This window comes from Nonomuraea polychroma (genome assembly GCF_004011505.1).
Lineage (GTDB): Bacteria > Actinomycetota > Actinomycetes > Streptosporangiales > Streptosporangiaceae > Nonomuraea > Nonomuraea polychroma.
In genome coordinates, this window is record NZ_SAUN01000001.1 from 10,408,569 (window position 1) to 10,434,190 (window position 25,622).

A 25,622-nucleotide genomic window follows, 5' to 3' on the forward strand; every position below is an offset into this window, starting at 1 on the left:
TCCCTCAGGCGCTGCTTCGGGGACGTTCGGCCACTTTCAGCTCGCATCCGCCGTCCGAGCACGAACGTCGTAGTCGCCCACGTGAGATCGTCTGTGCCAGCCCGATCGCCCAGCAGGTCGGGCACCCGCGAAACGCGAGCACCCCCAGGGCGGCGAGCGCCAAGCTGACCGGCCAGATCACCGGCACGAGCACTACCGAGCCGACCAATGCCCCGAAACCCACCACACCGCGCACCAGATGCCGAGCCAGCGACGAACTGGCGAAGCTTCGGCCATCGGTCACCGAGACCTCCAGATCCGGGACTCGTGACCCGTTAGAAGGCGGCATCGAGATCACCTGGGGCCGGATCGGACAACGTACGCTGCACCGCCGCACGGGCACGATGCAACCGCGACTTCATCGCCGCGGTGCTGAGCCCCAGCGCGTCAGCGACCATCCGGCCACTGAGCCCTTGCACATCCCGCATGATCAGCACCTGCCGCTGCTCGGCGGGCAGTGCCGCGATCGCCGCCGCCACCCGCGCGGCCTCCAGACGCTCGAACACCTCGTCCTCGGCTGACGGCCCTGCGGCCGCCTCAGGGAGGGGCGCCTGAGACCGCATCATGAGCCGTGCCCGCCGGATGCATTCATTGCGAATGATCCGGAACATCCACGAAACAAGCGCACCGGAAGCGCGCAATGTGCCGATCTTGCGATACAGGACGATGAGCGCCTCCTGCGCAGCGTCCTCGGCATCCTCGGGCGTGGCGCACAACGACCGCGCGAACCGCTGCACGTGCGGGTGCGCGCCCGCCACCAACGCCGCGATCGACTCGACGTCCCCGCGGCGCGCGGCGGCGACCAGCCGCTCGTCCGACCACGTCGTCTCAGCCACGTCCACGCCCCCTCCGGCGGAGCACGACGACACTACACGCGCAGATGAGCACGGCAGCGACGGCGACGGCGATACCTACGACCACGACGACCAACCTCCAAGTCCGTTGTCGCCGGCGGGTTTGCCGGGACGTGAATGAGAGGGACGGAAGCCGCGAAAGGATTCACCTCATGGCGACGTCATCGCTGGAGGGCGGTGATCGAGGTCATTCATGCCGTGTACTCCTTGGAGCCCTGCCGCCATGACGTCATCCCCGTCCGCGCGCGAAGGTGAGCTCGGCCGCCCGCCCATGTGGATCCGGGCCGAGCGGGCCACCTGACCGTTTACCAGGGCACCGGGCCGTTCTCGCCGAAGAACCCGCCGGTCGGTCCGTCCGCGCCGAGCGTGGCCAGGCGCACCACGACAGCGGCGCCCTGCCCGGTGGTGAGGTAGCCGGTGTGATTGTTGATGTCCGTGTCGACGAAGCCGGGATCGGCGGCGTTGACCAGGATGCCGCCCTTACGCAGCTCATTGGCGTACTGCACGGTCAGCGCGTTCAGCGCGGTCTTGGAGGGCGAGTACGCGGCCGACGTCGGCAAGCCCACCAGCGGGCCGTCCGGAATGCTGTTGATGGTCAGCGACCCGGCGGCGCTGCTGACGTTGACGATGCGTGGCGCCGGCGAGCGCCGCAGCAGCGGAAGCATGGCATTGGTCACCGCGATCACCCCGAAGACATTGATCTCGAACACCGCTCGAACCATGTCCAGGTCGACGGAGCTGGGGATTTGATCACGGGCGTCCTCGGGCGAGACCTGCCCGGAGCCGGTGATTCCGGCGTTGTTGACCAGCACGTCAAGGTGGCCGAAGCGCTCCTCGACCCACCTCGCGGCCTCCTGGACGGTGGCCGGGTCGGTGACATCCAGGATGACCGCGTGCGCGTCGCCGCCCGCCGCGCGCACCGCCGCGGTGGCCTCCTCACCGCGGCGCGGGTCTCTGGCGCCGATCAAACCGTCATGCCCAGCGCGGCGAGCTGCTCGGCGGTCGCGCGGCCGATCCCTTTGTTCGCCCCGGTGATCATTGCCACCTTCTGGTGAGTGGTGTGCTCGTTCATGACCAAGCTCCTGTTCGAGAGAGTCTGTCTCCGCCCGGGACGAGACAGCCCTGGCCGCCTGTGACATGGGAGGGAAGACAGGGGAGCCGGTCGCCGGTCACCTGATGACGGCGCTCTCCTTGCTCTCCACCTGCGGGGAGATCTCCTCAACCACCGCCTGCCGGCTCGATGCCCCCACGAAATCGTGGGGGCATCGACCAACAGCCGCGAACGATCTTTCCCAACTGTCTGGCCTTTTCATGTCACGGGTGCCGGTCATGTCACGGGCGGCGGGTCATGTCACGGGCGGCGGGTCATGTCACGGGTGGTCGGGCTGTCTCGTCCCAGGTAGAGCAGACAGACGCTCACGTCGGGAAGGTGATGGTCATGCGGGTGTTCGTAGCAGGCGGGGCCGGGGCGTTGGGGCGGCGGCTGGTGCCGCAGCTCGTGGCGCGCGGCCACCAGGTGACGGCCACGACGAGGAGCGCGGCCAAGCTGGGCCTGCTGGAGCGGCTGGGCGCCGAGGCGGTCGTGATGGACGGGCTGGATGCGGCGTCGGTCGGTGAGGCGGTGGCCCAGGCCCGGCCGGAGGTGATCGTGCACGAGATGACCGCCATCTCCGGCAAGCCCGACATCAAACATTTCGACCGCTGGTTCGCCACCACCAACCGGCTGCGTACCGAGGGGACGGACCACCTGCTGGCCGCCGCCGAAGCGGTCGGCGTACCCCATGTCGTCGCACAGAGCTACGCCGCTTGGAACGGCATCCGCCAGGGCGGATGGGTGAAGACCGAGGAGGACCCGCTGGACCCGACGAGCACGGGCAAGGCGGCGGAGGCGATCCGCCATCTTGAGGAGGTGGTCGTCAAGGCTGGTGGCGCGGTCCTGCGATACGGCGCGTTCTACGGGCCGGGCGCCACCGACGATCAGGTCGAGCTCGTGCGCAAGCGGCAGTACCCCGTCGTCGGGCACGGCGGCGGCTACAGCTCGTGGGTGCATCTCGACGACGCGGCGAGCGCCACCGTCCTGGCCGTGGAGCAGAAGGCGAGAGGCGTGTTCAACATCGTCGACGACGAGCCGGCCCCGGCCAACCAGTGGCTGCCCTACCTGGCAGCGTGCGCGGGGGCCAAGCCACCGATGCGGATCCCCACCTGGCTGGCCCGGCCGCTGGCCGGGAAGACGGCGGTGACGATGATGACCGAGGGGCGCGGCTTCTCCAACGCCAAGGCCAAGCGGGAGCTCGGCTGGCAGCTGCGCTACCCCTCCTGGCGGCAGGGCTTCAAGGAGGAGCTGGCGTGACCCGGGCCGAGGAGTTCCAGGAGCTGCGGCCGCTGCTGTTCTCGATCGCCTACCGGATCCTCGGCAGCGTGAGCGAGGCTGAGGACGCGGTCCAGGAGACCTGGCTGCGCTACGAGGCCACCCCGACCCAGCCCGCGTCGGTCAAAGCGTTCCTGTCAGCCGTGGTGTCCCGGATCGCGATTGACGTGCTGCGCTCGGCGCGCGTCCGGCGGGAGGAGTACGTCGGGGAGTGGTTCCCCGAGCCGCTGCTGGCCGACCCGTACCAGGACCCGCAGCGGTCGGCGGAGCTGGCCGACTCGATCTCGATGGCGGCCCTGTTGCTGCTGGAGCGGCTCAGCCCGCTCGAGCGGGCGGTCTTCGTGCTGCGGGAGGTGTTCGGGTTCGGCTTCGGTGAGGTCGCCTCGGCGGTGGGGCGGTCGGAGGCGGCGTGCCGCCAGCTCGTGGTGCGGGCGCGCCGCCACATGGACGCGGGACGCGCCCGGTTCGAGGCCGGCCGCCGGGAACGCGAGCAGCTCGCCGGGCGATTCTTCGATGCCTTCCGGGAGGGGGACGTGGACGGGCTGCGGAAGTTGCTGGCCGCGGACGTGCAGATGGTCGGCGACAGTGGCGGCAAGGCCCCGCTGTGGGGCAAGGGCGTCTTCGGCGCGGAGAACGTGGCCCGGACGCTGGCCGCGCTCGTCACGCCGTTCGTCCGGATCGGCGGCGTCGTGGAGCCGCACGAGGTGAACGGCCAGGCGGGCGCGATCTTCCGGGACCGGGACGGCAAGGTCGTCAACACCTTGGCGCTCGACATCCTGGACGGGCAGATCCAGACGATCCGCGCGGTGATCAACCCCGACAAGCTCGGGCACCTGGGCCCGGTGGCGGACGCGTGGGCGGTCGTCCGCGAGGTGAACCAGGCCCGCCGCCGCCCCACAGACTGACGCGCTGGCGCAATCCTGAGCACGATCGGCGTGGGATGAGGCGCCCGGCGACCCGAGTACCCTTGATGGCATGGCAGCAGGGGGTAGGGCTTCGGGCAGGCCCGCAAAGAAAAAGGGCCCGTCCAAAGGCACCGGGGGGCAGAAACGCCGTTCCCTCGAGGGCAAGGGCGCGACTCCGCCTGCCGAAATGCGCCATTGGTATAAGGACAAGGCCCGCGCCGAGCGCATTGCCCGCGAGGAGCAGGGCGGCGCACGCCGTTCGGCACCGACGAAGCAGCGCCGCTCGGAAGACGCCCCTGAGTTCATCGGCGGCCGCAACCCCGTGCTGGAGGCCCTGCAGGCAGGGGTGCCCTCCAACGCCCTCTACGTCGCTCAGCGCATCGACAACGACGACCGCGTACGCGACTCCATCAAGATCGCAACAGAACGCGGCATCGCCCTGCTCGAGGCCACCCGCGAAAAGCTCGACCGCCTGACGGAGGGCGGCGTGCACCAGGGGATCGCACTCCAAATCCCCGCATACGACTACGCGCACCCCTCGGAGCTGGTGGAACTCGCGCACGACGCAGCAGAGATCCCTCTGATCGTCGCCCTGGACTCGGTCACCGACCCCCGCAACCTGGGCGCGATCGCCCGCTCCGCCACCGCCTTCGGCGCCCACGGCCTCCTCATCCCTTCGCGCCGCTCGGCCGGCGTCACGGGAGGCGCATGGAAGACGTCCGCCGGCACCCTGGCCAGCCTTCGCGTCGCCCGCGCCGCCAACCTGACGGCGGCCCTGCGCGAATACCGCGACGCTGGCCTGTTCGTCATCGGCCTCGACGGCGCCGGCGAAACCGACATCGGCGACGTCCAACTCCTGTCCGAGCCCGCAGTGATCGTCGTGGGCTCGGAGGGCAAGGGCCTCTCCCGCCTGGTCCGCGAGCACTGCGACGTACTGGCCCGCATCCCGATGCGCGCGGCGGCCGAATCGCTCAACGCGGGCGTGGCGGCGGGCGTGGCGCTGTATGAAGTCGCTCGTCACAGGCGTCTCTAGCGTCTACACTGGTAGGCCGCGCCGACGTAGCTCAATCGGCAGAGCATCTGTCTTGTAAACAGAAGGTCAGGGGTTCGATTCCCCTCGTCGGCTCTGCAACAGAAAGGCCCCTGAGCAGGCATTACGCCGTCAGGGGCCTTCTGCTTTCCGATCTTTAACCGGTGTCTTCGGCGTCTGCGGGAGCCACCTTGGGAGCCACCGGGAGTTGTTTCCCCAGGAGAGCGCTGGAAATGGCTTCGGTCGCGGCGCGGCGGTCGCCTCCAGCAGGTGTATCGGTAACTTCGGCTAACAGAACCTGCGCAATGCCCAGTTGGGCCGAGAACACCTGCATCCATCCACGGTCCGAACCAGGCCAACACCGGGTGACGAGACATCCCGTAGCCGACACCTGCGAGCCTAGCCAACATCACCTACGCGACGTCGGGCCGTGTCATCAGCGGCGACCGCACATGCAACGCCAGACTGGGGCCGGTCAGGGGCACAATGCTCCATGTCGCCACCGCTGTCCCCGCGTCGGCGTCGACCACCAGCCGAACCCGGTGCGGGGTGGTGATGACGTAAAGCTCGGCGACGAACGTGTTGCCCTGCCAGGCGCCGGCCGCGACGACAGGGCGGCCGAGCGGCGAACTCTCCCGCCATTCACCGTGGCCGACCTCGACGTTGAGGAACGACCCGAATCGCAGGAGCCACCCACCGTCCACGGAATCGACGATCACCGTGGTTCCGTCGGGCAGAGCCGAATCCTCGGCGGAGGCGTCGAGTCTCGCCTTGACGGAACGCTCCGGGGCGGCCGAACCCGGCACCGGCGCGAATGACAGCCGCCGCAGCCGATCGGCGAGGATCTCGTCGTCCCGGGTGCTTCCCGCGTGGTCCACGCCGGGCAGCAGGCACCCCCATATTGCGTCGAGCATTGCCTGTGACTCTGTATGGCCGCCGGTCACGGCGACCACGAGATCGTGCGACGGGACGACCACGCATTGCTGGCCGAAGGAGCCGTGACCGTGGTAACCGTGAGGCGACATCCAGAACTGGTAACCGTACCCGCAAAGGAAGTCGGCGTCCCCCAGTCCGTCCTCGAATGGCAGGGTATCGATGTGCCGTCTGGTCGCGAGTTCCACCCATTCGCGCGGGACGAGCCGCCGGTCGCCCCAAAGGCCTCCGCGCAGCAGCAGTTCACCGAAGGCGGCGACGGCCTCGGTCGCGAGGTGCAGTCCGTGGAATCCGAAGGCGGCACCGCTCGCGACCCGATCCCATTCGGCGTGGTCGACGCCCATCGGCTTGAAGAGGCGCTCGTCGAGCAGTTCCGGGAGGCCGCGGCCCATGACCCGTTCCACCATCCGGGCCAGGACGAAGGTGGTCGGATTGTCGTAGGCGTGCCGTGTTCCCTCGGACTCGGGAAACGGTACGCGCAGGAAGCCCTTCACCAGGTCGCCCGGTTCCAGTTGCCAGGCCTCGGCAAGGCTGTCCGTACGGTGTCCGGCCGTCATGGACAGCAGGTGGTCAACGGTGAGGCGGCGTCCCTGCTCCGAGATGCCGGCCGGAACGTGGTCGGGCAACACGTCCACCACCCGATCGTCCAGCGACAGCAGCCCGTCGGCGATCGCGAGCCCCACGGCGACCGAGGTGAACGACTTGGTCAGCGAGTAAAGAAGATGCGGGCGTTCGGCCGAGTACGGCGCCCACCAGCCTTCGGCGACGACGTGACCGTGGCGTACGACCATGATGGAGTGACACTCAATGGATTGCGCTTCGAGCCGATCCAGCAGCGCGGCGATCGAACGGGACGACATCCCCGAGGCGGCCGGTGTCGATCGCGGCAGTAGGGTGCGCTGAGAAGGCATCCAGACACCCTAACGAATCCGCCAAATCCGCCCATCGAGTTTCGGACAGTGCTTAGGTTCCGCGATTGGGTCGATCGGGGAGTTGAGCCGCGTAGCGGGCCCGGTAGCCGCCGGCCTGGGTCCAGGCGGTGGCGGTCCCGGGACTGATTGCCAGCAGTTCGGTGAGGATTACGGCCGGCAGTTGGGTGGAGAGGTTCATGAGGGCGGAGGTCCGGCCGGGGGCGGAGCAGATGCCCAGGCGCTTCAACCGGGTTCCCAGGTGGAAGTCGCTGAGGTGTTGTCCGGCGAGGGCGCCAGGGAAGAGCCAGGGTGAGTCCTCGGTGACGCTGAGGGTGCCGTGCCCGCGACGCCGCCTCGACGAGGCGCTCGAGAAGATGCGGAATGGTGACGTTGGCGATTGAGACTGCTCCAGTGTCGGGACGCATTGCCGAGAATTCCCATGCAGGTACGCAGACGGGATTCTGATGGACCGGTGTCACAGGTGTAGCCGGAAACCCTCGAACAGGCGATACGCCGTCAGGGGCTTCATATTTGTCAGGACGATATTGAGATCTTGCTAACTCCCTTGCTGCCTCGGTGCGATCACGGGCTATGCCCTCCAGCGAACTCGTGGATCACTATTGCCGATTACTCGACACTGCTCAGTGGCTTGAGGTTGGTATGTCGTGGACGGCCATCCAGTCCCTCGCGGCGCCCTTGAGCGTGGCCGACGTCGCTGAGCGACTCGCCGGCCCTGAGGCGGACATCCGCATGCTGGATGTGCGGGAGGGGCCGCTCTACGTCCCAGCGGTTCATATCGCTGACTGTGGCTCATCAATCATGCTGCTGGACCACGTCGGGGAGGTCGTCTCGTGGGTGCCGGGGCTCATGGATCGGCTGAGCGAGGGAGCCCGGCTCTGGAACGTTGGGTGGCACGTCAACGGAGGAAATCGCCTCGTCTACGCGGTTGATGGACGCGTTCTCGTCGAGGTGCCGGCCCTGGATCGTACTGCGGTGTACGGAGCCGAACCGCATGCCCTTAACCATGTACTGCACCTTCTCCCGGACCCTTTCACCCCGCTCTCTAAAGCGAGCGCCATGGCAATCATCGAGATGGAAAGCGGCGCATCGTTGGACCTGGAATGGCTCGAAGCCGATCAGATGGCAGTCATCCTCGGTCATGGCGAGTGAGTCAGTCGTCCGCTCAGGGCACATGCGAAGACCTCCGCAACCGTGGCCGCTTGCTCATGGATTACATGCGCGTACACCCGGAGGGTGATTGCTGGGTCGGCGTGGCCTAGGCGGGCCGCGACGACATGGACCGGGACGCCGGCCAGTAGCAGGGTCGTGGCGTGGATGTGGCGGTCCTTGCCATTGAATAAGAGGGCTGGCCGAGTGCGCCCACGGCGCGGGGATCGTCCAAGAACTAGTCGGTACCGCCCGAATAACCAAGGCTCCGTTGTGACTGGTATGGTCACACCCCGGTTCTCGACCAACTGGCGCCTGAGCGCGTCGGCTGGGCCGGTCGGGGCCGCCTGAGCATGCGCAGCTGTACAGGCCCGGTAACCGGGACGGACACGGCCACAGCGACGGCCATCATGGCGACCCATCGCCTCATCCGAGCTGTCCTCTCTCGAGACTCTCCCCTCCTTCCTGGAAGAACACGGCCAGGCCTACGTCTTGCGTATCCGTGCCACCTTCACCCCCACCCTCGGCGGCGGCACCTGCCTGACCTGCGAACAAGCCGTGGCCAAGCATCTGAGGCAGAAACGCCGGTGGGTCATCCGCTCGGCCGGGACCGGCTCCAAGGGCGAGCGAACCTACGCCTGGGCCTGGATCGCCACTGCCAGCCCCGCCCACTGTCTGCTGGTGCGCAAGCACCGCAAGAGTGGTGAACTGGCCTTTCACTACTGCTTCGTGCCCGCCGGTCAGCCAGCCGCCCTGGCTCGCCTGATCGCCGCCGCCGGGCTGCGATGGCCGGTGGAGGAGAGCTTCCGGGCCGACAAGGACCTGTTCGGCCTGGACGAGTCCCAGGTCCGCCTCCACCAGGCGCTGCTGCGGCACCTAGACGAGTAAGTCGGAACTCGTTCGGGTGCTCCCAGGATGTGCCGAGCCGCGAGGTAGGCGGTCTGGTGTCCGGGCTCACGCACCGCCGCCAAGATCGATGCCATTACGGATGTCGCCACTGAGGCGTCCGATCACCGCCAGCACGGTTCTTCACCTGCCTGTGACGCTGAAGCCATGAGTACGGCGAATGTGACCGACAAGCAGACTGACGGCTCGCCTGCCGGGGACCGATGGCAGGACGCCTGGACGGTGATGGAGAAGTTCTACCGGGCCGAGGCCGCGTACGTGGCCGCGGGTGGGTTCGGCAAGGCTAGCTATGACGAGGTGGCCGCATATCTGGACCCTGAGGTCGTCCTGTATCAGGCTCCTGGTTTGCCTTTCACGGGGACGGGGACGTGGCGAGGACGTGACGGGCTGGAGCGGTTCCTGGCCGCTTTCAGCGAGACCTGGGCATCCATGGAGTTCCTTGAGCAGGAACACTGGGGCGACAGGGACACGGTGGTGGTACGGAGCCGGGTACGGTTCCGCGCTCGTGCAACTGGCCAGGAGATCGACACGCTGATCATGCAACTGATTCGGGTACGGAACGGGCGCATGCTTGAATGCCGGCCGTTCTACTGGGATCCCGCCGCCATCGCCGCCGCGACCTCGCACACGTAGAGCCCTGGGCCGAAGGAGGGGACAGCCGACCGCAGTGTTCCCGCACGTTACCGGCACGTAGACCACCTACCTGGCGGCTCGGCACAGCTTCGGCAGTAGCGGGCCATGACGAAGGGTGTTGAAGATCGGTTTGTGACAACAGACCTCAACACCCTTGTCACCGCACTCTACGTCAAGATCGATGACTGGCTCGGTGCTCCCGGCACGCCCGCCCGCATCGGTCGCCCGCCCAAACTCACCGACGCCGAACTGCTCACCCTGGCCATCGCCCAAGCCCTGCTCGGCATCCGCTCCGAGACCCGCTGGCTGCGCTTCCTGCCGGTGCACCTGCCCGGCGCCTTCCCCTACTTGCCTGGCCAGTCCGGCTACAACAAACGCCTGCGCGCATCGCTGCCCCTGATCCAACGCGCTATCCGCGCCCTGGCCCGCGACACCGACCTGTGGACCGACCCGGTCTGGGTCGTGGACTCCACCCCGGTTGAATGCGGCTCCCGCCCCACCGTTCAGCGCTCGGAGTTGGCCGGCTGGGCCGGCTACGGCTACTGCCGCTCCCACTCGCGGTTCTTCTGGGGCCTGCGCCTGCACCTGGTGTGCACTCCTGCCGGATTACCGATCACCTGGGCCCTGGCCACTCCGAAACTCGACGAGCGTCAGGTGCTGATGGCCGTCCTCGACCACGACCCCCACCTGCTCATCGAGCGCCCCGGCCTGCTGATCATCGCTGACAAGGGCTATGTCTCCGCCGGACTCGACGCCTACCTGGCCGAACGCGGCGTGCACCTACTCCGGCCCTCCTACCGCAACCGCGCGCCCCGCCCGGGTGAGCAGTTCCTCAAACCGATCCGCCAGCTCATCGAGTCAGTCAACGACACCCTCAAAGGCCAGCTCGATCTGGAGCTGCATGGCGGGCGCAGTCCGTTGGGCGTCGCGGTTCGCATCGCCCAACGGATCCTGGCGTTGACTGCGGCGGTCTGGCACAACCGCGCCACCGGCCAGCCCATCACCCGTTCGTTGATCGCCTACGACCACTGACCGAACTTCGGACTTACTCGTCTAGTGCTGGTCATTGCCGCCTTGGCCGTCTGCGCGGCCACCGCCGCCGCGACCCGGCACCGCACCGACACCCAGGCCACGCGCCCCACCCGTCCCGACGAAGCACCGCCCGAGGACCCTGGCCTGATCCCGCTGACGATCGCAGAGGTCAAGCGCCTGTTCAACGCCGTCACTGGCCACACACCGACCCTGGAACACGTTGCTCACTGGTCAGCCTGGCGACGCCGGCCATCAAGCACGCGCCCGCTGGTTCCGTTGCCGCGCCCGCCTGGCCACCGCATACACCCAGCTGAGCTAACGAATGGCGGCTGTCGTTAGGAGGTGCCCGTCAGGGTGTCCTGACCTCCAGGTCCCCGGAGTCGCTGGACAGCGCGATCGTGCGCAGGGCCGAGGGGAGGCTCGCGGGCTTGATGTTCTTGTGGCCGGAGTCCGTCTTGGCCACGATGTTGTACGACCCCTGAGGCACATGGATCACGGTCTTGCCCGAATCCGTGGTGGTAGTGACCTGGTCGGGTGGCCCGGCGAAGGCCAGGTTCATGTCACCCGAGCCGGTCTTCGTGGCGACTTTCGCGCCTGTCAGCTCGGTGGCCTCGATTGCCCCGGAGTCGGTGGTGGCTTCCAACTCGCCTGACAGGTTCTTCAGCGTCAGCTTTCCCGAGTCGGAGCTCACCTTGATGCGGAGTCCCTTGGGCGCCTCGATCTGGTAGTGCACGTCGCAAGACGCGCCCAAGGCTCCCCACCCCCAGGTGGTGGGACAGGCGAACGTCAGCTCTAGCGTGTCGCCTTGCACCTTGTGGCTGGCCTTCGGCTTGTCCTTGAGCCAGCTGAGCCGCTCCGTCACGTGGATGCTCCGACGATGGGACTCGACCACTTCGACGGTCCCGGCGTTGTCGGCTTCGACGTGCAACGCCGCTACCTTGTCGGTGACGTCGTACGACACGATCTCCTCATCCAGCGGGTCGCTGGTACCGCAGCCGGTCAATACCGCAACGAGCCCGATAGAGCACGCGATCATCGCTTTTGCCTTCATTTTCATGGTGCAATTCCGAGTCATCCTGATGTACCGGCCTCGATTGATCCCTGGAGTTGTTCCTGAGGACATCGCTGAGACCGGACGGATCAAGCCCAGTTGCCCGTGAAGCCGGCGACCACCAGCGGCAGCGCCTTACGGACGGTCTGGTTGTGATCCACGCTGCCCGCGTCGGTGAGGGTCTGCGTGGCACCGTGGGAACGCAGTTGACGCTGGCAGTACAGCGCGTTGTCGTAGGCGACGTCGGCGTCGCCCTTGGCGTGATGCAGGCGGACCGGAACGGCCGGCTTCCAGTTGCAGGTGGAGTCGAGCGCGGTCAGCAGTTCTTTCAGTTTGCCGGTCGGCTTGCGCACCCTGTCCAGGAACTGCGCGGTGAACAACTTCTCGGACGTCGGCGGCAACGCCTGGGCGATCTCCGCGGCCTGGTGGTTTCCGTCGAAGAGCTTCTCCACCTGCTCGTCGTACGGGGCGCGGAAGGCCTCGCTCGGCGTGCCGTAGACGTCGGTATAGCGGTCCGCCGAGATCACGAAGTAGGCCAGGTAGAGCGAGGCCATCCGAATCTTGTCGTCCGCCGCGGCGGCCTCGAAAGAACTCAGGTCGAACGGACCGGCGATCGGGGCGAGGCCTCCCAGCCGGAAGTACGGGTCCTGACCCTGCTGCAGGAAGCGCCCCACCATCATGGTCGCGGGACCGCCCTGTGAGAAGCCGCTGACCAGCACGCGCGAGTCGAGCCGGCGCTCGTGGCCCCTGGTGAAGGCGCGGGTCGCGCGAAGGGCGTCCACCGGGGCGGAGACCGTGGTCCGCGGGTCTCCATAGGTGTGGTGGCCGGGCCCCATGCCCAGGCCGAGATAGTCAGGGGCGGACACCGCATGCCCGGCTCCCGCGAACAGCAGCGCCGCGGCGCGGTCGGTGGATTTCTCGTTCACCGAGGCCACATCACCCCGGTAGACGGTGGTGCCGTGCAACCAGGAGACGACCCGCAGGTCGCGCCGGCCGTTGTCAGGCAGGGCGACCAACTGGCTGGCGGTGGTGGACCGGCCCTTGGCGTCCACGGTGCGATAGACCACGCGATAGGCGCTGACCCCGTACTTCACCTGCGCCGCATCGATGCCGGCCGCCTTGAGCCGCTCGGCGATCTGGCCCTTGTCCAGCTTCTCGACGAGGGTCGAGGAGACCACGGCGCCGCGTGCCACGGTTTGTGCTACTGAGGCTTCGGCGGGCAACGTGGTGGCAAGGCAGCCCAGGGCGAGCCCGGCGGTTACTAAGGCGCGAGAAAAGGTCATGCCGAAACCCTAGATACAGCCGCAAAGAGCGGCATTGCTGGCGGCACCCTGGTTCTTGGTAGTGCCAGCCTTACCCCTGCGCCGCCGTGGAGCGTGAACGGCGTCTTCGTCCCGCCTGGACCGCCCTGCCGGGATCAAGCACGCGCCCGCTGGTTCCACCGACGCACCCGCCTGGCCACCGCATATACCCAGCTCAGCTAGCGAATGGCGGCTGCCGTACTAGGGACCATTTATACGACGAGTGTTCCCGGGTGGCATTTCACGTGGCTCATGCTCGTCGGCGCCGGCTGGCTGTCGTTCGGCGTCGGCTGGCTGATCGTGCTGGGTTCCGTCCTTGTCAGGCGGGGGAGGCTGGTCGCATTGCGTCGTAACTGGCCGTTCTGGGCTGTGCCGCCCCTCGTCGTGGTGTTGACGGGCTCGCTGGTCTACGTCGGTGCGCCGGTCAGGATGCGTTTCGAGTTGTCGCGTGGCAGCCTCGACCACTTCGCGAAGACGGTGTCAGAGGGGACGCCGCCGGGAAAGCGGCATTGGATCGGCCTGTATCCCGTCGAGTACCTTGAAGGATCCTGCAGGGCCTTCGGCTTCGTGATCGAGGACACGGGATTCTTCACAAGCTACGGCCTCGCTTGGAGTCTGAGCGGCGAGCCGGACATCGACGCGCCGGGCTTCTATCGCCACCTCGACGGACCGTGGTACATCTGGATCGACGATTGATAGACGATTCGTCCGTCTCGGGCGCCAAGTGCTCAAAAGGTCCGGGTAACTCGACGAGGTGATCTGTTGGCTTTGCTGGGAGCCACCGCCTTTGGGAGCCACCCGAATGCACGATCGAATTGACGGCACGGATCTGAACGGCCGGGCCGTCGGCGACCAGCACAAGGAACGGCCCTGAACGACCGTGAAGATTGTTCGGAGGGCCTTGTAAACAGAAGGTCAGGGCTTCGACTCCCTCGTCGGCTCTGCCAGTCAAAGGCCCCTGAGCAGGTATTACGCCGTCAGGGGCCTTGTGCTTCCGACTTTGTCTTCGGGGTCTGTGGAGTCACCTTGGGCGTCGCCGAGAGTTGCTGCGCGGAAGAACTCGAGATGACTTCGCTCGCCACGCGGCGGTCGCTCGCTGTCGGCAAGTGCCTCTTGATGATCGTTTAGAGATGGAGTGAGTTGCTAAGGGAGCAAGGTGAGGGCCGTCACGTGCTTCGGCTTGATGGCGTGGAAGTGTCTGTGATCAAGGGTGGCGACCTCGCGGGCGTCAAGGCGTTCGGCCACGGCGATTACGGAAGCGTCTGCAGCACCGAGAGGGAAGTTGGAGTAGGTCCTGACGAGCTCGGCCATCCGGGCTGCATCGTCGAGCACCAACGGTTCGAGCGCCAATTCACCATCGACGATGGAGCTAAGGAACCGGACCTGCGTCTGGACCGACTCGAGACTCGAGGAGCCAGCAGACCTCGGTAAGCGCAGGAGCAGGAACGACAAGTGGACCACGATGTGTTTCGAGGAGCGCGACACAACGCTCGTGGTCCTGGTCCTTGCGGTTGAGTACGGCGTACAGAGGGCCGGTGTCGCAGATGAGCATCAGCTCTGCCGGAAGTGATCTCGAAGGATTTCCTCCGACCGCTGAGCGCTGTCAGCTTCGTCCGCGACGATGCCGGCGAAGGAGAGTGTCCGTCGTCTCTCCACTTGCTCGGCGATCGGTGCCGGCTGGTCGTGGACCAGTTCAAGTGCGACGGCACGCAAGGCTCGTGCCTGGGGAAGCGTAAGGCGGTCGACCAGGCGATGAAGGTCTTCGTACTCCTCATGCAGCGCACTCATACATTGGAGTCTACGTGGTGAGATCGATTCGATCTTGCGGTCGCGAATGCTAACGAGGGGTGTGGACGATCATGTAAGGCCGTGGACGGGCTAGGGTGGAGACCGCCCGATTCGTGCGGTGATAGCCGACCAGGTCCGCTCCGTGCACACTGCCGCTGCCTTGATTGCGCTTTAGAGCCGAGAATGTCCGGTCGCTGGCCTGGTCAGGCGCATTTTCGTAGGTGAGAAATTAGCCCACGTGCCACCGTTACGCGGTTCCGACGTTTCTAGTGTTGCGCTGTTCGACGTGTCGCCTTCTCAGCCTCCGTGCACGGTGAGGGCGTAGCCCTCGGGGCCGAGGAAGGTGAACATCCGGCCGAAGGGGCCGTCCTGCGGCGCGCTGAGGATGGGCACGCCCGCGGCGGCGAGCCGGTCGTGCAGGGCCTGGGCATCGTCGGCGGCCAGCCACAGCGCCACGCCGAGGCCGGGCCGTCCGCTGTCGAGGTCGACGCCGGGCAGCGGCTCGCGGACGGCGAACGGGATCGGCCGGGTGGCGAACACCACGGCGTGCGGGGGCGCGGCCGGGGCCCGGACCAGGCCGAGGTGCTGCTCGAAGAAGGCGGCGGCCGCCTCGAGGTCGCGTACCTGCAGGGCGAGGAAGTCGGGGCCGGTGACGGTGGCGGTCATGAAGTGCTCCTGGGTGGTTGGAATCCGCATCCTGATGTCAGGACTTTGACATAGCTCACGGTACGCCCGACCCGCCGCCTATGTCAAAATATTGACATGACAGAGGAGGGGAAGCCCGTTCCGCCCCACGCGGCCGGGGACGTCACCGAGCACGTGGGATACCGGCTCAAGCGGGCTGCCGCTGCGCTGCGCGGCGCGATGGACAAGGCGCTGCGCGAGCACGACCTGACCGTGCCGCAGTACGCCTGCCTGGAACTGCTGGACGAGCGCCCGGGAATCTCCGGCTCCGAACTGGCCCGGGGGACCTTCGTCACCCGGCAGTCCTCCAGCGTCGTGCTGCGCGGCCTGCAGGACGGCGGGCTGGTCACCCGCCCCGCCACCGCCGACCACGGCCGGGCCCTGCCGGTGCACCTCACCGACGAGGGGCTGCGCCGCCTGACGGCGGCACGCGCCGCGGTCTACGACATAGAGCGGCGCATGATCGGCGCGATCCCAGCCCGCCGCCTGGACGCCCTGCTGGCCGACCTCGACCGCATGGCCGCCGCCCTCGACGGATGACCGCCCGCCGCACCCCGGGCCGCAGGTCGCTGCTGCAGACCGACTTCGTCGGTCCTTGCCACCGGATGAGAGGTCTGACTGAGTGCCTCCCCAGGAGGAGATCGCAAGACGGCCTGGCGGTTGCGGACGCACGAACCGGTCCAGGATCTCCTTGCACGTCAGATCCTTCGCCAGCCCTCGACGGGTTCGCCGCCGAGCAAACGCGGCGTGGACGTCAGCGGGCGAGCCAGCCGCCGTCCACGGGGAGCACGACGCCGGAGACGTAATCGGAGGCGCGACCGGCCAGGAACACCGCGGCACCGCCGAGGTCGCTCGCCGACCCCCACCGGCCGGCCGGGATGCGCTCCAGAAGGGACCTGCTGCGCTCGGGGTCGTCCCGGAGCGCCTGCGTGTTGTCCGTGGCGATGTAGCCGGGGGCGATGGCGTTGACGTTGACGCCCTTCGGCATCCACTCGTTGGCCAGCGCCTTCGTCAGCCCCGCCAGCGCCGACTTGGAAGCGGTGTAGCCGGGCACGTTGATGCCGCCCTGGAAGCTCAGCAGCGATGCGATGAAGATGATCTTGCCGTGGCCTCGCTCGATCATCGACCGGCCGACGGCCTGGCTGAGCACGAACTGGCTGTTGAGGTTGGTCTCGATGACCCGGTCCCACAGCTCGATCGGGTGCTGGGCGGCGGGCTCCCGCTCGATGGTGCCCGCGTTGTTCACCAGGATGTCGACACCGAGCCCCTCGAGGTGGGCGGCGAGCGCGCTGACGGCCGCCCGGTCGGAGAAGTCGGCCTGAAGCGGCGTGAAAGTCCGTCCCGCCGCTTCCACGCGGCCCGCCACCTCGCTGCCCGACGGCTCCATGGCCGCGCTGACGCCTATGATGTCGGCGCCCGCCCTGGCCAGCGCCTCGGCGATGGCCAGGCCGATGCCGCGGCGGGCGCCCGTCACGACGGCCGTGCTCCCGGTCAGGTCGAAGAGTTCGTGGCTCATGCCGTACCCCCAGAGACGTTCACGAGGATCTTCATGGCCCGCCCCGACTCCAGGGCGGCGAAGGCGTCCGCCGTCCCGGTGATCGGCACGATCTCGGTGATCAGCTCGCCGGCCGGGATCACCCCCGTGGCCAGCAACTCGACGGCGCGCTCGAAGTCGGCGCGCTGGTAGACGCGCGCGCCCAGCAAGCGCAGCTCGCGCCAGAAGACGCGTTGCAGGTCGACCGGCCGCGGCTGTGGATGGATGGCCACCACGACGACCGTGCCCCGTACCTTCACCAGGTTCGTCACGCCCAGCACCGCCGCCGCCGCGCCGGACACCTCGAATGCCACGTCCGCGCCGGCTCCCTGCGTCCATTCCTCGACCCACGCGACCTGGTCGGTGGCCGAGGGGTCGAGCACGCGGAACCCCATGGCCGCGGCGGCCTGTCTGCGTCGCGGGTCTATCTCGACGACCACGACGTCCGCGCCCTCGTGCCTGGCGACCGCGGCGATGAGCACGCCGATGGGGCCGCCGCCGACGACCACCGCGCGGTCGCCCGGCGCGAGCTCGGCTCGCCGTACGTCGTGGACGGCGACCGCCACGGGCTCGACCAGGGCCGCGTGGTCCAGGCGCAGGGTCTTGGGCAGGGGGACCAGGAGATCGGCGTCGACGTTCCACAGGCCCTGGAGCGCGCCGGGGGAGTCGATGCCGACGAAGGTGAGGTTCTGGCAGATGTGCTGGTTGCCCGCACGGCACGCGGGACAGGAACCGTCCCAGTCCAGCGGCATGACAGTGACGTGGTCGCCGGCGGCCCACCCGGTGACTCCGTCGCCCACGGCGGCGATGACTCCGCTCATCTCGTGGCCGATGATGGCGGGCGGCTTGACCCTGGCGTCCATGTGTCCGTGGAGGATGTGCAGGTCCGTGCCGCAGATTCCGGTGTACGCGACCTCGATCTGCACCTGACCGGCCTTCGGGGGCGACGGATCCGCCTCGCGGATGCCGATCGTCTGATTCCCCAGGTAATTGGCGGTTAGCACCGTTCGGGCTCCCATCGCTCTGGTGTTCCGGCAGCAGCATACACAACAGACATCAGATGAAAGATGTGGTTCTTTCCGGATTTGCCGGATGCTGTGAGGCTTTGCGTGGTTATTCATCAGATGTATTCTGGCGACGGTTGATCTGATGTCACAGATTGTGACGTACCGTACGAGCTCCGCTGGAGAGTGAATGACCGCGATCATCGGCGTGGACGCCTTCGACGTACGTTTCCCGACATCGCTGAGCCTGGACGGCTCCGACGCGATGAACAAGGACGGCGACTACTCGGCCGCCTACGTCGTGATCAGGACCGACGACCCGGATCTGTCCGGCTTCGGCTTCACGTTCACGATCGGCAGGGGCAACGACATCTGCGTGCTCGCCGCCAAGCAGCGTGGCCTTCCACTGGTCGGCATGGCCGTGGAGGACGTGGTGACGGACCTGGGCGGCGTCTACCGCCACCTCAAGTCCGACTCGCAACTGCGGTGGCTGGGGCCGGAGAAGGGCGTCGAACACCTCGCCATGGCCGCCGTCATGAACGCCGTGTGGGACCTGGCGGCCCGCGTCGCCGGCAAGCCGCTGTGGCGGTTGCTGACCGACATGACCTCGGAGGAGCTGGCCGACGTCGCCGACCTGTCGTACCTGTCGGACGTGCTCACCCGCGACGAGGCGGTAGCGCTGCTGAAGGAGCTGGAGCCGACCCGCGCCGACCGCGTCGCCGAGCTGGCCGAGACCGGTTACCCGTGCTACACGACCAGCGCGGGCTGGCTCGGATACTCCGACGAGAAGCTGCGGCGGCTCTGTCAGGAAGCCGTCGAGGCCGGATACAAGCACGTGAAGCTGAAGGTCGGCGCCAGCCTCGACGACGACATCCGCCGGTTGCGCATCGCCCGCGAGGTCATCGGCGCCGACGCCAGCCTGATGATCGACGCCAACCAGGTCTGGGACGTGCCGCAGGCGATCGAGTGGGTACGCGCGCTCGCGGAGTTCGAGCCACTGTGGATCGAGGAGCCCACCAGCCCCGACGACATCCTCGGCCACGCCGCGATCCGCAAGGCCGTCACGCCCATCGGCGTGGCCACCGGCGAGCACGGGATGAATCGGGTCCTGTTCAAGCAGATGTTCCAGGCCGAGGCCATCGACTTCTGCCAGCTCGACTCCGCCAGGCTCGCCAGCGTCAACGAGATTCTCGCGGTCTATCTGATGGCCAAGAAGTTCGGCGTGCCGGTGTGCCCGCACGCGGGCGGCGTCGGCCTCTGCGAGCTGGTGCAGCACCTGTCGATCTTCGACTACGTCGCCGTGTCGGGCTCGCTCGAGGGCAGGGTGACGGAATACGTCGACCACCTGCACGAGCACTTCGTCGACCCGTGCGTCGTCAAGAACGGCGCCTACATGCTGCCGGCCCGTCCCGGCTACAGCGCGCAGATGTACGACGCCACGCTGGCGACGTTCTCCTTCCCCGACGGCGACTACTGGGCCAGGGCCACGGACTCCTGATTCGCCGACAGGTACTGCTCCACGGCGAGCAGGTGCACCCCCATCCGCAGCCGGGCCGCATCGGGATCCCGTGTCCTGAGCGCCTGGAGGATGGCCTGATGCTCCTTGTGGGTGTCGAACTCGGCCCCGTCGGCGTTGATGGCCCGCCACAGGCGGGCCCGTACCGTACGGCTGGCCAGCGCCTCGATCAGCGCCTCCAGGGTCGTGTTGTGTGACGCCGCGGCGATGAGGCGGTGGAACGTGATGTCGGCGTTCATGATCGCCTCGTGGTCGATCGGCTCGGTCTGGAGCAGCAGCTCCATGGACGTCAGGATCTGCTCGGCCCGGTCGAGCTCCTCGTCGGTGATGCGCAGCGCGGCCCGCCCCACGGCCTCGGTCTCCAGCACCCGCCGCACGGACTGCAGGTCGGCGACGTTTTCCGGCCGGTGCAGGTCGACCAGGAAACCGATCGGGCTCAGCAGTATCCCCGGGTCGAGCGCGGTCACGTAAGTGCCGTCGCCCTGCCGGGTCTCCAGCACTCCGGTGATGACCAGCGCGCGGACCCCTTCGCGGAGCGAGCTGCGTGACACGCCTAGCTGGGCGGCCAGGTCCTTCTCCACGGGAAGGCGGGATCCCGCCGACAGCGCACCATTGATGATCATGCGCTTGATGCCCTCGACCACGATGTCGGATTGCGATGCGCGCGGCTCGCGGGTAGTCATCTGACCAGTTTAAAGCCAACGCCAGGGGCCACGGCCGTATCACAGGTCAATCATCAGATCAATCACCGTACCGATTGGCGATTTGCTGCGCGAATGCTGGCGAAACCTTGACGAAATACGATATTCATCAGATGATTCCGGAAAGCCGTCCGGGGTTTGTCACGCCATTCGTCAGGGCTTCCGGCGGTTGCTCCCCCGCACGAAGGAGGGCGTCGCGATGACGCAAGCGCATCCCCAACCGGTCAGATCACGCACGGGAACGACCAGGATCCGATGGACGATCATCTGGCTGGCGTTCGCCGGACTGTCGATCAATTACCTCGACCGTGCGAGTCTCAGCGTCGCGCTGCCGTTCATGGGGGAGGACTTCCACCTGACCGCGACGCAGCAGGGGCTGGTGTTCGCGGCGTTCTTCTGGGCCTACGACGCCTGCCAGCTCGTCGCCGGCTGGTACGTGGACAAGGTCGGGCCGCGGCGCTCCTTCTTCCTCGCCGCCGTGTGGTGGTCGATCTTCACGGCGCTGACCGGGCTCGCCCGCGGCTTCTGGTCCCTGCTCACGCTCCGCTTCCTGCTCGGCATCGGTGAGAGCCCGGCCCCCAGCACCGCGGCCAAGGTCGTGGCGACCTGGTTCCCGACCAGGGAGCGCGCCTTCGCCACCAGCATCTGGGACTCGGGCTCCAGGGTCGGCGCGGTCATCGCGCTCCCCGTCGTGACCGGTCTCATCGCGTGGCTGCACTGGCGCGCCGTCTTCGTCGTCATCGGCGCGGTCGGGGTCGTCTGGGCGCTCGTCTGGTGGAAGTACTACCGGGACCCGCGGCAGCACCCCGGTGCGAGCGCGGCCGAGATCGAGTACGTCGAGGGCGGCGGCGCCCGCACGGCGGAAACCGACGCCGAGGAGGCCGCGCGGATCCCGTGGCGGTCGCTGTTCCGCTACCGCACGGTCCTGAGCATGATGTTCGGCTTCTTCTGCCTGAACAGCGTCATCTATTTCTTCATCACCTTCTTCCCGTCATACCTGGTGACCGAGCGCGGCTTCTCCCTGCTGAAGCTGGGCTTCTTCGGGGCCATCCCTGGCCTGTTCGCGGTGCTGTCCGGCTGGGCCGGAGGCCTCCTGGCCGATCGGGCCATCCGCAGGGGCGCTTCGGTCACCCGGGTACGCAAGACGGTCATCGTCGGCGGGCTCGTCGGCGGGTCAGTGATCATGTTCGCCGCGGTGGTGCCGGAGGCGTGGATGGCGCTGACGCTCCTGTCGATCTCGTACGGCAGCCTCACCGTCGCCGGCACCGGCATCTGGTCGCTCCCCGCCGATGTCGCGCCCAGTTCCAGGCACGTCGGATCTCTTGGCGGGGTACAGAACTTCGCGTCCAACTTCGCCGGGATCATCACGCCGATCGTGGTGGGCGCGCTGGTGGACGCCACGGGATCGTTCGTCGTACCGCTGCTGGTGATCGGGGTGATCGCCCTGGTGGGGGCGTTCAACTATCTTGTGATCATGGGCAGGATCGAGCCGCTCAAGCTGATCGGCTCTGCCCCTGCCGCCACGAGCGGCTCCTGAGGGCTCTCGTCCGGCATCCCTGGAGAACGAGTCATGCCTGGTCGTGCATAGGTAGGCCGAGCCAGGGAACCGGAAATGACGTGCGCGGTACGCAAGCCAGGCCGGGCTACCGCAGAAGGTCGCCTTCAGCCGTCGCAGTGTGCGATGAGGTTCGCGCTCCAGTGCTCCAGGTTGTCGAACGACACCCAGCCCTCCTTCTTGGTCCCCTCGACCCGGACGTAGACCCAGGTGTGGCCGTAGCCGTTGAGACGCTGGCAGTGGAAGTAGACCTTGGTGTTCTCCCGGAGGTATTTGATGTTGCCGCAGACGGCGTAGGGGCCGACCTTCAGGTAGCTGGCCTTGGCGATGCTGTCCCAGCCGGCGTCGTAGTTGCCGTGGACCCAGCCGCGGCACGTGGGAGCCGCCGCGCTCTCCGCTGCCGCCGGCTGGACCTGGCCGCTCAGACTGGCGCCGAGGACGACCATCGTGGCAGCCACGGTGCCCAGGCGTGTGAGAAACGGCTTCCGCGTCATTTCTTGTCCCCTTCCCGGTGGAGTGAACCGTGCATGACCGGATTCTGCGGCAGGGGATGTTGAGGACCCGTTGAGGATCCGTTGAGTTGTCCGGAGGCGGGTACTCCTGGCTCGTCGAGGAAGACGTGGAGGTGATCTACGAGCCCTTCGGCTGGCGCGACGAGTGGTACGTGGACGTCGTCTCCTCGAGTGCTCGAAACACGAAGGATCACTGCTGTTACCGTGCACGACCGCTATCTCGGCTTCGTGGTCGAGGGCATGGGCCCCACCTACCGGGTGCCGGTCAGGCGCTCCCGGACGGGGCGCTTGCCGCGGCGGATCTGGCACGGGCGTTGTCGGCGGCGCAGCGCTTCGTCGACTCCCGTCTGCACAGGGGTTCCGTCTTTCCGCCATCGCCGATCAAGGAGTTGTTCTCTCCTGACCATCGGTATCCGGGCTGGGCCGACGAGGACGCGGGGGTCAGCCGTGGACCGGTCCCGCGTTCTCGTCGAGAGCTGCGGCCCAGTGTTCCATCGCAGCGTGCACTTGATGGCGGTCATAACCCCTGATGACCACGTCGAAATACGTCTCACGGAACTCGGCGCCGGTGATCTCACCTGCCTCCACGCGGGCTCGTAAGGCGTCCACCTGTGAGCGGTGGTAGCCCCGGAGCGTCACCTTGAAGTGCGCGGGCACCGTGTCCAGGAGCCGTGCCCATCTCTCGGCCGTCGCCACGACCTGGTGCACGTCGTATCCATCCTTGACCAGGTTGCTGCTCAAGGCCGCCAGCTCCGCCAGCAACTGATGGCCCGTCAGCGTCTCTTCCCCTGCCCGAGCCCGCGCGACCCGTTGGGCCAGCCGGTCATATCCGGCTGGGTCGACTCCCTCGGGACGAATGTCGAAGTCTGCCATCCCCTGATCATGGCGGCGATGCAGCCGCACCGCCAGGGGCGGGTGACTTGGCCGGATTATGGGATCATCCGGCCGGAGCGGATCTATCGTCGGTGAGGTGACCTTAGCCGGTGAGTACGACGATCATCCCCCTGCGCTCTCCGACACCCTGCCCGACCTGGCCGTGGACCTCGGCGACACCGCGGCGTTCCACCACGCCCTCGGCGACACGGCCTCCGTCGGACTGCTGGAAACGGTGGTCTCGCGGCGCGTCCACCCGGAGCTCGACGCCCCCGATCGTGCGGCTCCCGCGGAGACGGGCACCGTCTACGTGCTACGTCGGCACCGGCGGCACCTGGTGGCGGGCATCCTGCTTGCCCGCATGCCGCGCCTCTGCACCACACCCCAGGCCAAGTCCTGGGCCGGTCGTCAGGTCGCCGCCCGGCTGCGGCCCTGGGAGCCCTTCGATGAGGCCGATCCGGACGGTGGCTGGCACACCACCAGCGGCCTGCTGGTCGAGCAGTACGCTCTCTACCGCCATCCCGGCGGCTGGCACCTGGTCGGCGTGGTCAGCCGGATTCCCCGGCCGCGGATTGTGACCGATGACGACGCCCAAGCGTGGGCGGCGGACGTCCTGCGCCCTGCCGGCCCGTTGAGCTGGGAGCGCGGTCCCGCCACGGTGAGCGCCACCACTTGGTACGCGGTGCCGGCCGCGTGACGATCACGGCTGGGAGACATAACGCCTCCCGCCGCCGTGCACGACGTAGGGTCCACATCAGCAACCAGTCCCCGGCCGCGACCACGTCGGCCTTTGCGAGATGGGAGCCTGCATGACCGTCACTCCCGCGCACCTGCGCGCCCTCGCGAGCCGCGCCGAGGCGCTCACCGCCGAGGTTCGGGCACTCTGCGGCGGCGCTCCGAACGGATCTCCGGAACACGACCACCTCGCGATGGCGAGGCTCGCCGCGGACTGGCTGTCCCGGGGCGCCGAGGACCTGCAGCGTGCAGCGGCGGACCTGGCCAAGCTCCAGTCCCAGCCGTGCGGCTTGCCGTGGCGCGTCTGCCCCGAGCACGGCAACACCCTCTCCTCCGGAGCCGGCGTCTCCACGTGCCGGGTGTGCCGGCGCACCTGGACCTACGACCGGCCCGGTCAACCGTGCCGGGAGCCGGTGACGTGGAAGGTGATCGACCGGGCCGGTACGGAGACGAGGATGTGCGCCGGGCACGTGCTCGGCGCCCGCGCGGCCGCCGGGGGCGCCACGTTCATACGCCTCGACGAAGGCGCCCAGGTGTGACCTACAGGCCCGGACGGCGCGGCTCAGAGCTGGAGCAGGCTGCCGTCCCGGTCGATGTGGTCGGCCGACTCGTCGTCGAACCACATGCCGCCGGTCGCCAGGTAACGGAAGCGATGAATCCCCGGCGGGAGGATCACCGACACCGTACGCAGGCCGCTGCGGCGAAGCAGGAGTTCGTGGCGGCCGGGTGACCAGTCGTTGAAGTCGCCGACGACGCTGACGATGCCGGCGGGCTGGTCCGCGGGCAGGGTGAAGGTGATCCGGGTCTTCTTCCCGAACAGGGGTGTACGCCTGAGCATTGCAAATCCTCCCGGGGGGCGGGGAACGGCCCCCAGCTTGGTGGGACGGGAGCGCCAGGAGGAATAGGACGCGCGGGACGTAACCTACATTTCACCAGAGTTCACAGATCAGGTTCGCTTAGACGTCGACGTCCACGTGGGCCCGCCACACGCCGTCGGTCCTGCCGAAGCGCAGGTGCTGTACGGCGACCGCCTTGGGCACCGGCCCCACCCGCACCACGGCGCCGACCGGCACGGTGGCCAGCCGTACCTCGACCTGCCCCATGGTGGCCTTGGTGCGCTCGTCGACGGACACGTCCACCGCCACCCGATGGCATGCCTCCACCTGGTAGATCGCCTCGTCCAGCACGTCCATGAGCAGCGCCTCGTCGGTCTCCTCCGCCGAGACGATCACGACGCTGTCGTCCGGGACGGCGTCGCCCACGTCGGCGAAGTTCTCCACCAGAGCCTGCACCGCCTCTGCCAGGCACTCCTCCCGAGTGTCCGCCCACGCTTCCACGACGATGCCGACGACATGCGACACCGCGCGATGCCCTCTCCCCACACTGTCCACTCCACCACCCACACGAACCGCTGGGAAGAGGGCAGGGGCCGCACAGGCGCGACTCGCACCCCTGTTCCGGCCCGGCGGAGAAAGGTGCATCAGGGGATGGTGTGCGCGCGCACGAGGGCAGGGTCGAAGTGCTCCAGATAAGTACCAAAGCCAAGCTCTCCCGCAAATCCCGACAAGGTGTGATGGGGCCCGAAGGCGC

At 67.7% G+C, this 25,622-nt stretch carries 30 protein-coding genes, 1 tRNA gene and 1 pseudogene; 14 read left to right on the top strand and 18 right to left on the bottom strand.

All coding sequences use genetic code 11. The features are described 5' to 3' along the window. Positions 1–4: 4 nt before the first annotated feature. The 4 genes from EDD27_RS48530 to EDD27_RS58490 form a co-directional block, all read right to left on the bottom strand. Positions 5–283: a hypothetical protein gene (locus EDD27_RS48530; protein ID WP_127939504.1), complete on the bottom strand. Its 279-nt coding sequence runs from the start codon at positions 281–283 to the stop codon at positions 5–7. 31 nt (positions 284–314) lie between these two features. Continuing rightward, positions 315–875 carry an RNA polymerase sigma factor gene (locus EDD27_RS48535; protein ID WP_127939505.1) on the bottom strand — a complete coding sequence of 187 codons (561 nt, stop codon included), beginning with the start codon at positions 873–875 and terminating at the stop codon, positions 315–317. A 323-nt stretch (positions 876–1,198) separates the two neighbouring features. Continuing rightward, a complete protein-coding gene (locus tag EDD27_RS48540; protein ID WP_338324719.1) occupies positions 1,199–1,861 on the bottom strand; it encodes an SDR family NAD(P)-dependent oxidoreductase in 663 nt (220 codons plus the stop codon). Beyond that, on the bottom strand, positions 1,858–1,965 hold the full coding sequence (locus EDD27_RS58490; RefSeq protein ID WP_338324720.1) for an SDR family NAD(P)-dependent oxidoreductase: 108 nt from the start codon (positions 1,963–1,965) through the stop codon (positions 1,858–1,860). The genes EDD27_RS48540 and EDD27_RS58490 overlap by 4 nt, the downstream gene beginning before the upstream one ends. Positions 1,966–2,331: 366 nt before the next feature. Between EDD27_RS58490 and EDD27_RS48545 the strand changes: the two genes are divergently transcribed. From EDD27_RS48545 to EDD27_RS48560, 4 genes are all read left to right on the top strand, one after another. Further along, on the top strand, positions 2,332–3,243 hold the full coding sequence (locus tag EDD27_RS48545) for an NAD-dependent epimerase/dehydratase family protein (protein WP_127939506.1): 912 nt from the start codon (positions 2,332–2,334) through the stop codon (positions 3,241–3,243). Beyond that, positions 3,240–4,166, top strand: a complete 927-nt coding sequence (locus EDD27_RS48550; RefSeq protein ID WP_127939507.1) for an RNA polymerase sigma-70 factor — start codon at positions 3,240–3,242, stop codon at positions 4,164–4,166. Before EDD27_RS48545 ends, EDD27_RS48550 begins: the two co-directional genes overlap by 4 nt. 70 nt (positions 4,167–4,236) lie before the next feature. Then, complete coding sequence (gene rlmB / locus EDD27_RS48555; RefSeq protein ID WP_127939508.1) at positions 4,237–5,199, top strand: 23S rRNA (guanosine(2251)-2'-O)-methyltransferase RlmB; 963 nt, start codon at positions 4,237–4,239, stop codon at positions 5,197–5,199. Positions 5,200–5,219: 20 nt separating this feature from the next. Further along, positions 5,220–5,292 (top strand) — tRNA-Thr (locus EDD27_RS48560). A gap of 317 nt (positions 5,293–5,609) precedes the next feature. Here the strand turns inward: EDD27_RS48560 and EDD27_RS48565 are convergent. Beyond that, positions 5,610–7,040: a serine hydrolase domain-containing protein gene (locus EDD27_RS48565; RefSeq protein ID WP_206642003.1), complete on the bottom strand. Its 1,431-nt coding sequence runs from the start codon at positions 7,038–7,040 to the stop codon at positions 5,610–5,612. A 591-nt stretch (positions 7,041–7,631) separates the two neighbouring features. Here EDD27_RS48565 and EDD27_RS48570 point away from each other — a divergent pair. Next, entirely contained in the window at positions 7,632–8,210 is a 579-nt protein-coding gene (locus EDD27_RS48570; protein ID WP_127939509.1) for a hypothetical protein, read from the top strand. Here EDD27_RS48570 and EDD27_RS57495 read toward each other — a convergent pair. Continuing rightward, positions 8,198–8,629: a tyrosine-type recombinase/integrase gene (locus tag EDD27_RS57495; protein ID WP_241564644.1), complete on the bottom strand. Its 432-nt coding sequence runs from the start codon at positions 8,627–8,629 to the stop codon at positions 8,198–8,200. The two genes, EDD27_RS48570 and EDD27_RS57495, sit on opposite strands and share 13 nt — an antisense overlap. Positions 8,630–8,660: 31 nt before the next feature. Between EDD27_RS57495 and EDD27_RS48580 the strand changes: the two are divergent. The 3 genes and pseudogenes from EDD27_RS48580 to EDD27_RS48590 form a co-directional block, all read left to right on the top strand. Beyond that, positions 8,661–9,086: pseudogene (locus EDD27_RS48580) on the top strand (transposase family protein); the annotation flags it as partial. Between the two features lie 174 nt (positions 9,087–9,260). After that, a complete protein-coding gene (locus EDD27_RS48585; RefSeq protein ID WP_127939511.1) occupies positions 9,261–9,746 on the top strand; it encodes a nuclear transport factor 2 family protein in 486 nt (161 codons plus the stop codon). Positions 9,747–9,878: 132 nt separating this feature from the next. Beyond that, positions 9,879–10,778, top strand: coding sequence for an IS982 family transposase (locus tag EDD27_RS48590; protein ID WP_127939512.1), 900 nt, complete (start codon positions 9,879–9,881; stop codon positions 10,776–10,778). 349 nt (positions 10,779–11,127) lie between these two features. On the opposite strand, the gene EDD27_RS48600 is transcribed toward EDD27_RS48590, so the two are convergent. Together EDD27_RS48600 and EDD27_RS48605 are read right to left on the bottom strand one after the other, a co-directional pair. Further along, positions 11,128–11,814, bottom strand: a complete 687-nt coding sequence (locus tag EDD27_RS48600) for a DUF4097 family beta strand repeat-containing protein (protein WP_164904128.1) — start codon at positions 11,812–11,814, stop codon at positions 11,128–11,130. Positions 11,815–11,918: 104 nt separating this feature from the next. After that, positions 11,919–13,112, bottom strand: a complete 1,194-nt coding sequence (locus tag EDD27_RS48605) for a lipase family protein (protein ID WP_127939515.1) — start codon at positions 13,110–13,112, stop codon at positions 11,919–11,921. Positions 13,113–13,382: 270 nt separating this feature from the next. On the opposite strand from EDD27_RS48605, the gene EDD27_RS48610 reads away from it, so the two are divergent. Then, on the top strand, positions 13,383–13,826 hold the full coding sequence (locus EDD27_RS48610) for a hypothetical protein (protein WP_127939516.1): 444 nt from the start codon (positions 13,383–13,385) through the stop codon (positions 13,824–13,826). A gap of 447 nt (positions 13,827–14,273) precedes the next feature. Here EDD27_RS48610 and EDD27_RS48615 read toward each other — a convergent pair whose 3' ends face one another. The 3 genes from EDD27_RS48615 to EDD27_RS48625 form a co-directional block, all read right to left on the bottom strand. Beyond that, positions 14,274–14,582, bottom strand: coding sequence for a PIN domain-containing protein (locus tag EDD27_RS48615; protein ID WP_241564645.1), 309 nt, complete (start codon positions 14,580–14,582; stop codon positions 14,274–14,276). A 99-nt stretch (positions 14,583–14,681) separates the two neighbouring features. Continuing rightward, positions 14,682–14,918, bottom strand: a complete 237-nt coding sequence (locus EDD27_RS48620) for a hypothetical protein (RefSeq protein ID WP_127939517.1) — start codon at positions 14,916–14,918, stop codon at positions 14,682–14,684. Between the two features lie 297 nt (positions 14,919–15,215). Next, positions 15,216–15,584 carry a VOC family protein gene (locus tag EDD27_RS48625; protein WP_127939518.1) on the bottom strand — a complete coding sequence of 123 codons (369 nt, stop codon included), beginning with the start codon at positions 15,582–15,584 and terminating at the stop codon, positions 15,216–15,218. A 96-nt stretch (positions 15,585–15,680) separates the two neighbouring features. Here EDD27_RS48625 and EDD27_RS48630 point away from each other — a divergent pair, with 96 nt between their 5' ends. After that, the gene (locus EDD27_RS48630; RefSeq protein ID WP_127939519.1) at positions 15,681–16,142 is read left to right on the top strand and encodes a MarR family winged helix-turn-helix transcriptional regulator; all 462 of its coding nucleotides are present in this window, start codon (positions 15,681–15,683) and stop codon (positions 16,140–16,142) included. Positions 16,143–16,356: 214 nt separating this feature from the next. On the opposite strand, the gene EDD27_RS48635 is transcribed toward EDD27_RS48630, so the two are convergent. Both EDD27_RS48635 and EDD27_RS48640 read right to left on the bottom strand, forming a co-directional pair. After that, positions 16,357–17,118, bottom strand: a complete 762-nt coding sequence (locus tag EDD27_RS48635) for an SDR family NAD(P)-dependent oxidoreductase (RefSeq protein WP_127939520.1) — start codon at positions 17,116–17,118, stop codon at positions 16,357–16,359. After that, positions 17,115–18,140: a zinc-dependent alcohol dehydrogenase gene (locus EDD27_RS48640; protein ID WP_127939521.1), complete on the bottom strand. Its 1,026-nt coding sequence runs from the start codon at positions 18,138–18,140 to the stop codon at positions 17,115–17,117. The genes EDD27_RS48635 and EDD27_RS48640 overlap by 4 nt, the downstream gene beginning before the upstream one ends. Before the next feature lie 190 nt (positions 18,141–18,330). Between EDD27_RS48640 and EDD27_RS48645 the strand changes: the two genes are divergently transcribed. Beyond that, positions 18,331–19,638, top strand: coding sequence for an L-fuconate dehydratase (locus tag EDD27_RS48645; RefSeq protein ID WP_127939522.1), 1,308 nt, complete (start codon positions 18,331–18,333; stop codon positions 19,636–19,638). Here the strand turns inward: EDD27_RS48645 and EDD27_RS48650 are convergent. Further along, the gene (locus EDD27_RS48650) at positions 19,611–20,339 is read right to left on the bottom strand and encodes a FadR/GntR family transcriptional regulator (protein WP_127939523.1); all 729 of its coding nucleotides are present in this window, start codon (positions 20,337–20,339) and stop codon (positions 19,611–19,613) included. The two genes, EDD27_RS48645 and EDD27_RS48650, sit on opposite strands and share 28 nt — an antisense overlap. Positions 20,340–20,556: 217 nt before the next feature. On the opposite strand from EDD27_RS48650, the gene EDD27_RS48655 reads away from it, so the two are divergent. Continuing rightward, the gene (locus EDD27_RS48655) at positions 20,557–21,894 is read left to right on the top strand and encodes an MFS transporter (RefSeq protein WP_127939524.1); all 1,338 of its coding nucleotides are present in this window, start codon (positions 20,557–20,559) and stop codon (positions 21,892–21,894) included. 125 nt (positions 21,895–22,019) lie between these two features. Here the strand turns inward: EDD27_RS48655 and EDD27_RS48660 are convergent, their stop codons facing one another. Further along, positions 22,020–22,406 carry a hypothetical protein gene (locus EDD27_RS48660; protein WP_127939525.1) on the bottom strand — a complete coding sequence of 129 codons (387 nt, stop codon included), beginning with the start codon at positions 22,404–22,406 and terminating at the stop codon, positions 22,020–22,022. 459 nt (positions 22,407–22,865) lie between these two features. Next, the gene (locus tag EDD27_RS48665; RefSeq protein ID WP_127939526.1) at positions 22,866–23,297 is read right to left on the bottom strand and encodes a hypothetical protein; all 432 of its coding nucleotides are present in this window, start codon (positions 23,295–23,297) and stop codon (positions 22,866–22,868) included. A gap of 97 nt (positions 23,298–23,394) precedes the next feature. Between EDD27_RS48665 and EDD27_RS48670 the strand changes: the two genes are divergently transcribed. Then, positions 23,395–23,994, top strand: coding sequence for a hypothetical protein (locus EDD27_RS48670; protein ID WP_127939527.1), 600 nt, complete (start codon positions 23,395–23,397; stop codon positions 23,992–23,994). 112 nt (positions 23,995–24,106) lie between these two features. Further along, complete coding sequence (locus EDD27_RS48675) at positions 24,107–24,571, top strand: hypothetical protein (RefSeq protein WP_127939528.1); 465 nt, start codon at positions 24,107–24,109, stop codon at positions 24,569–24,571. 23 nt (positions 24,572–24,594) lie between these two features. On the opposite strand, the gene EDD27_RS48680 is transcribed toward EDD27_RS48675, so the two are convergent. Together EDD27_RS48680 and EDD27_RS48685 are read right to left on the bottom strand one after the other, a co-directional pair. Next, positions 24,595–24,870, bottom strand: coding sequence for an isoamylase early set domain-containing protein (locus EDD27_RS48680; protein ID WP_127939529.1), 276 nt, complete (start codon positions 24,868–24,870; stop codon positions 24,595–24,597). Between the two features lie 118 nt (positions 24,871–24,988). Further along, positions 24,989–25,393 carry an archease gene (locus EDD27_RS48685; RefSeq protein WP_164904129.1) on the bottom strand — a complete coding sequence of 135 codons (405 nt, stop codon included), beginning with the start codon at positions 25,391–25,393 and terminating at the stop codon, positions 24,989–24,991. Positions 25,394–25,622 lie beyond the last annotated feature (229 nt).

Bases quoted from the DNA above. Each gene is read 5' to 3' on its own strand.
- EDD27_RS58490 (WP_338324720.1), bottom strand. From the start codon at position 1,965: ATGAACGAGCACACCACTCACCAGAAGGTGGCAATGATCACCGGGGCG.
- EDD27_RS48545 (WP_127939506.1), top strand. From the start codon at position 2,332: ATGCGGGTGTTCGTAGCAGGCGGGGCCGGGGCGTTGGGGCGGCGGCTG.
- rlmB (WP_127939508.1), top strand. From the start codon at position 4,237: ATGGCAGCAGGGGGTAGGGCTTCGGGCAGGCCCGCAAAGAAAAAGGGC.
- EDD27_RS48565 (WP_206642003.1), bottom strand. From the start codon at position 7,040: ATGCCTTCTCAGCGCACCCTACTGCCGCGATCGACACCGGCCGCCTCG.
- EDD27_RS48570 (WP_127939509.1), top strand. From the start codon at position 7,632: ATGCCCTCCAGCGAACTCGTGGATCACTATTGCCGATTACTCGACACT.
- EDD27_RS57495 (WP_241564644.1), bottom strand. From the start codon at position 8,629: ATGGGTCGCCATGATGGCCGTCGCTGTGGCCGTGTCCGTCCCGGTTAC.
- EDD27_RS48585 (WP_127939511.1), top strand. From the start codon at position 9,261: ATGAGTACGGCGAATGTGACCGACAAGCAGACTGACGGCTCGCCTGCC.
- EDD27_RS48600 (WP_164904128.1), bottom strand. From the start codon at position 11,814: ATGATCGCGTGCTCTATCGGGCTCGTTGCGGTATTGACCGGCTGCGGT.
- EDD27_RS48605 (WP_127939515.1), bottom strand. From the start codon at position 13,112: ATGACCTTTTCTCGCGCCTTAGTAACCGCCGGGCTCGCCCTGGGCTGC.
- EDD27_RS48610 (WP_127939516.1), top strand. From the start codon at position 13,383: ATGCTCGTCGGCGCCGGCTGGCTGTCGTTCGGCGTCGGCTGGCTGATC.
- EDD27_RS48620 (WP_127939517.1), bottom strand. From the start codon at position 14,918: ATGAGTGCGCTGCATGAGGAGTACGAAGACCTTCATCGCCTGGTCGAC.
- EDD27_RS48625 (WP_127939518.1), bottom strand. From the start codon at position 15,584: ATGACCGCCACCGTCACCGGCCCCGACTTCCTCGCCCTGCAGGTACGC.
- EDD27_RS48630 (WP_127939519.1), top strand. From the start codon at position 15,681: ATGACAGAGGAGGGGAAGCCCGTTCCGCCCCACGCGGCCGGGGACGTC.
- EDD27_RS48635 (WP_127939520.1), bottom strand. From the start codon at position 17,118: ATGAGCCACGAACTCTTCGACCTGACCGGGAGCACGGCCGTCGTGACG.
- EDD27_RS48645 (WP_127939522.1), top strand. From the start codon at position 18,331: ATGACCGCGATCATCGGCGTGGACGCCTTCGACGTACGTTTCCCGACA.
- EDD27_RS48650 (WP_127939523.1), bottom strand. From the start codon at position 20,339: ATGACTACCCGCGAGCCGCGCGCATCGCAATCCGACATCGTGGTCGAG.
- EDD27_RS48655 (WP_127939524.1), top strand. From the start codon at position 20,557: ATGACGCAAGCGCATCCCCAACCGGTCAGATCACGCACGGGAACGACC.
- EDD27_RS48660 (WP_127939525.1), bottom strand. From the start codon at position 22,406: ATGACGCGGAAGCCGTTTCTCACACGCCTGGGCACCGTGGCTGCCACG.
- EDD27_RS48665 (WP_127939526.1), bottom strand. From the start codon at position 23,297: ATGGCAGACTTCGACATTCGTCCCGAGGGAGTCGACCCAGCCGGATAT.
- EDD27_RS48675 (WP_127939528.1), top strand. From the start codon at position 24,107: ATGACCGTCACTCCCGCGCACCTGCGCGCCCTCGCGAGCCGCGCCGAG.
- EDD27_RS48680 (WP_127939529.1), bottom strand. From the start codon at position 24,870: ATGCTCAGGCGTACACCCCTGTTCGGGAAGAAGACCCGGATCACCTTC.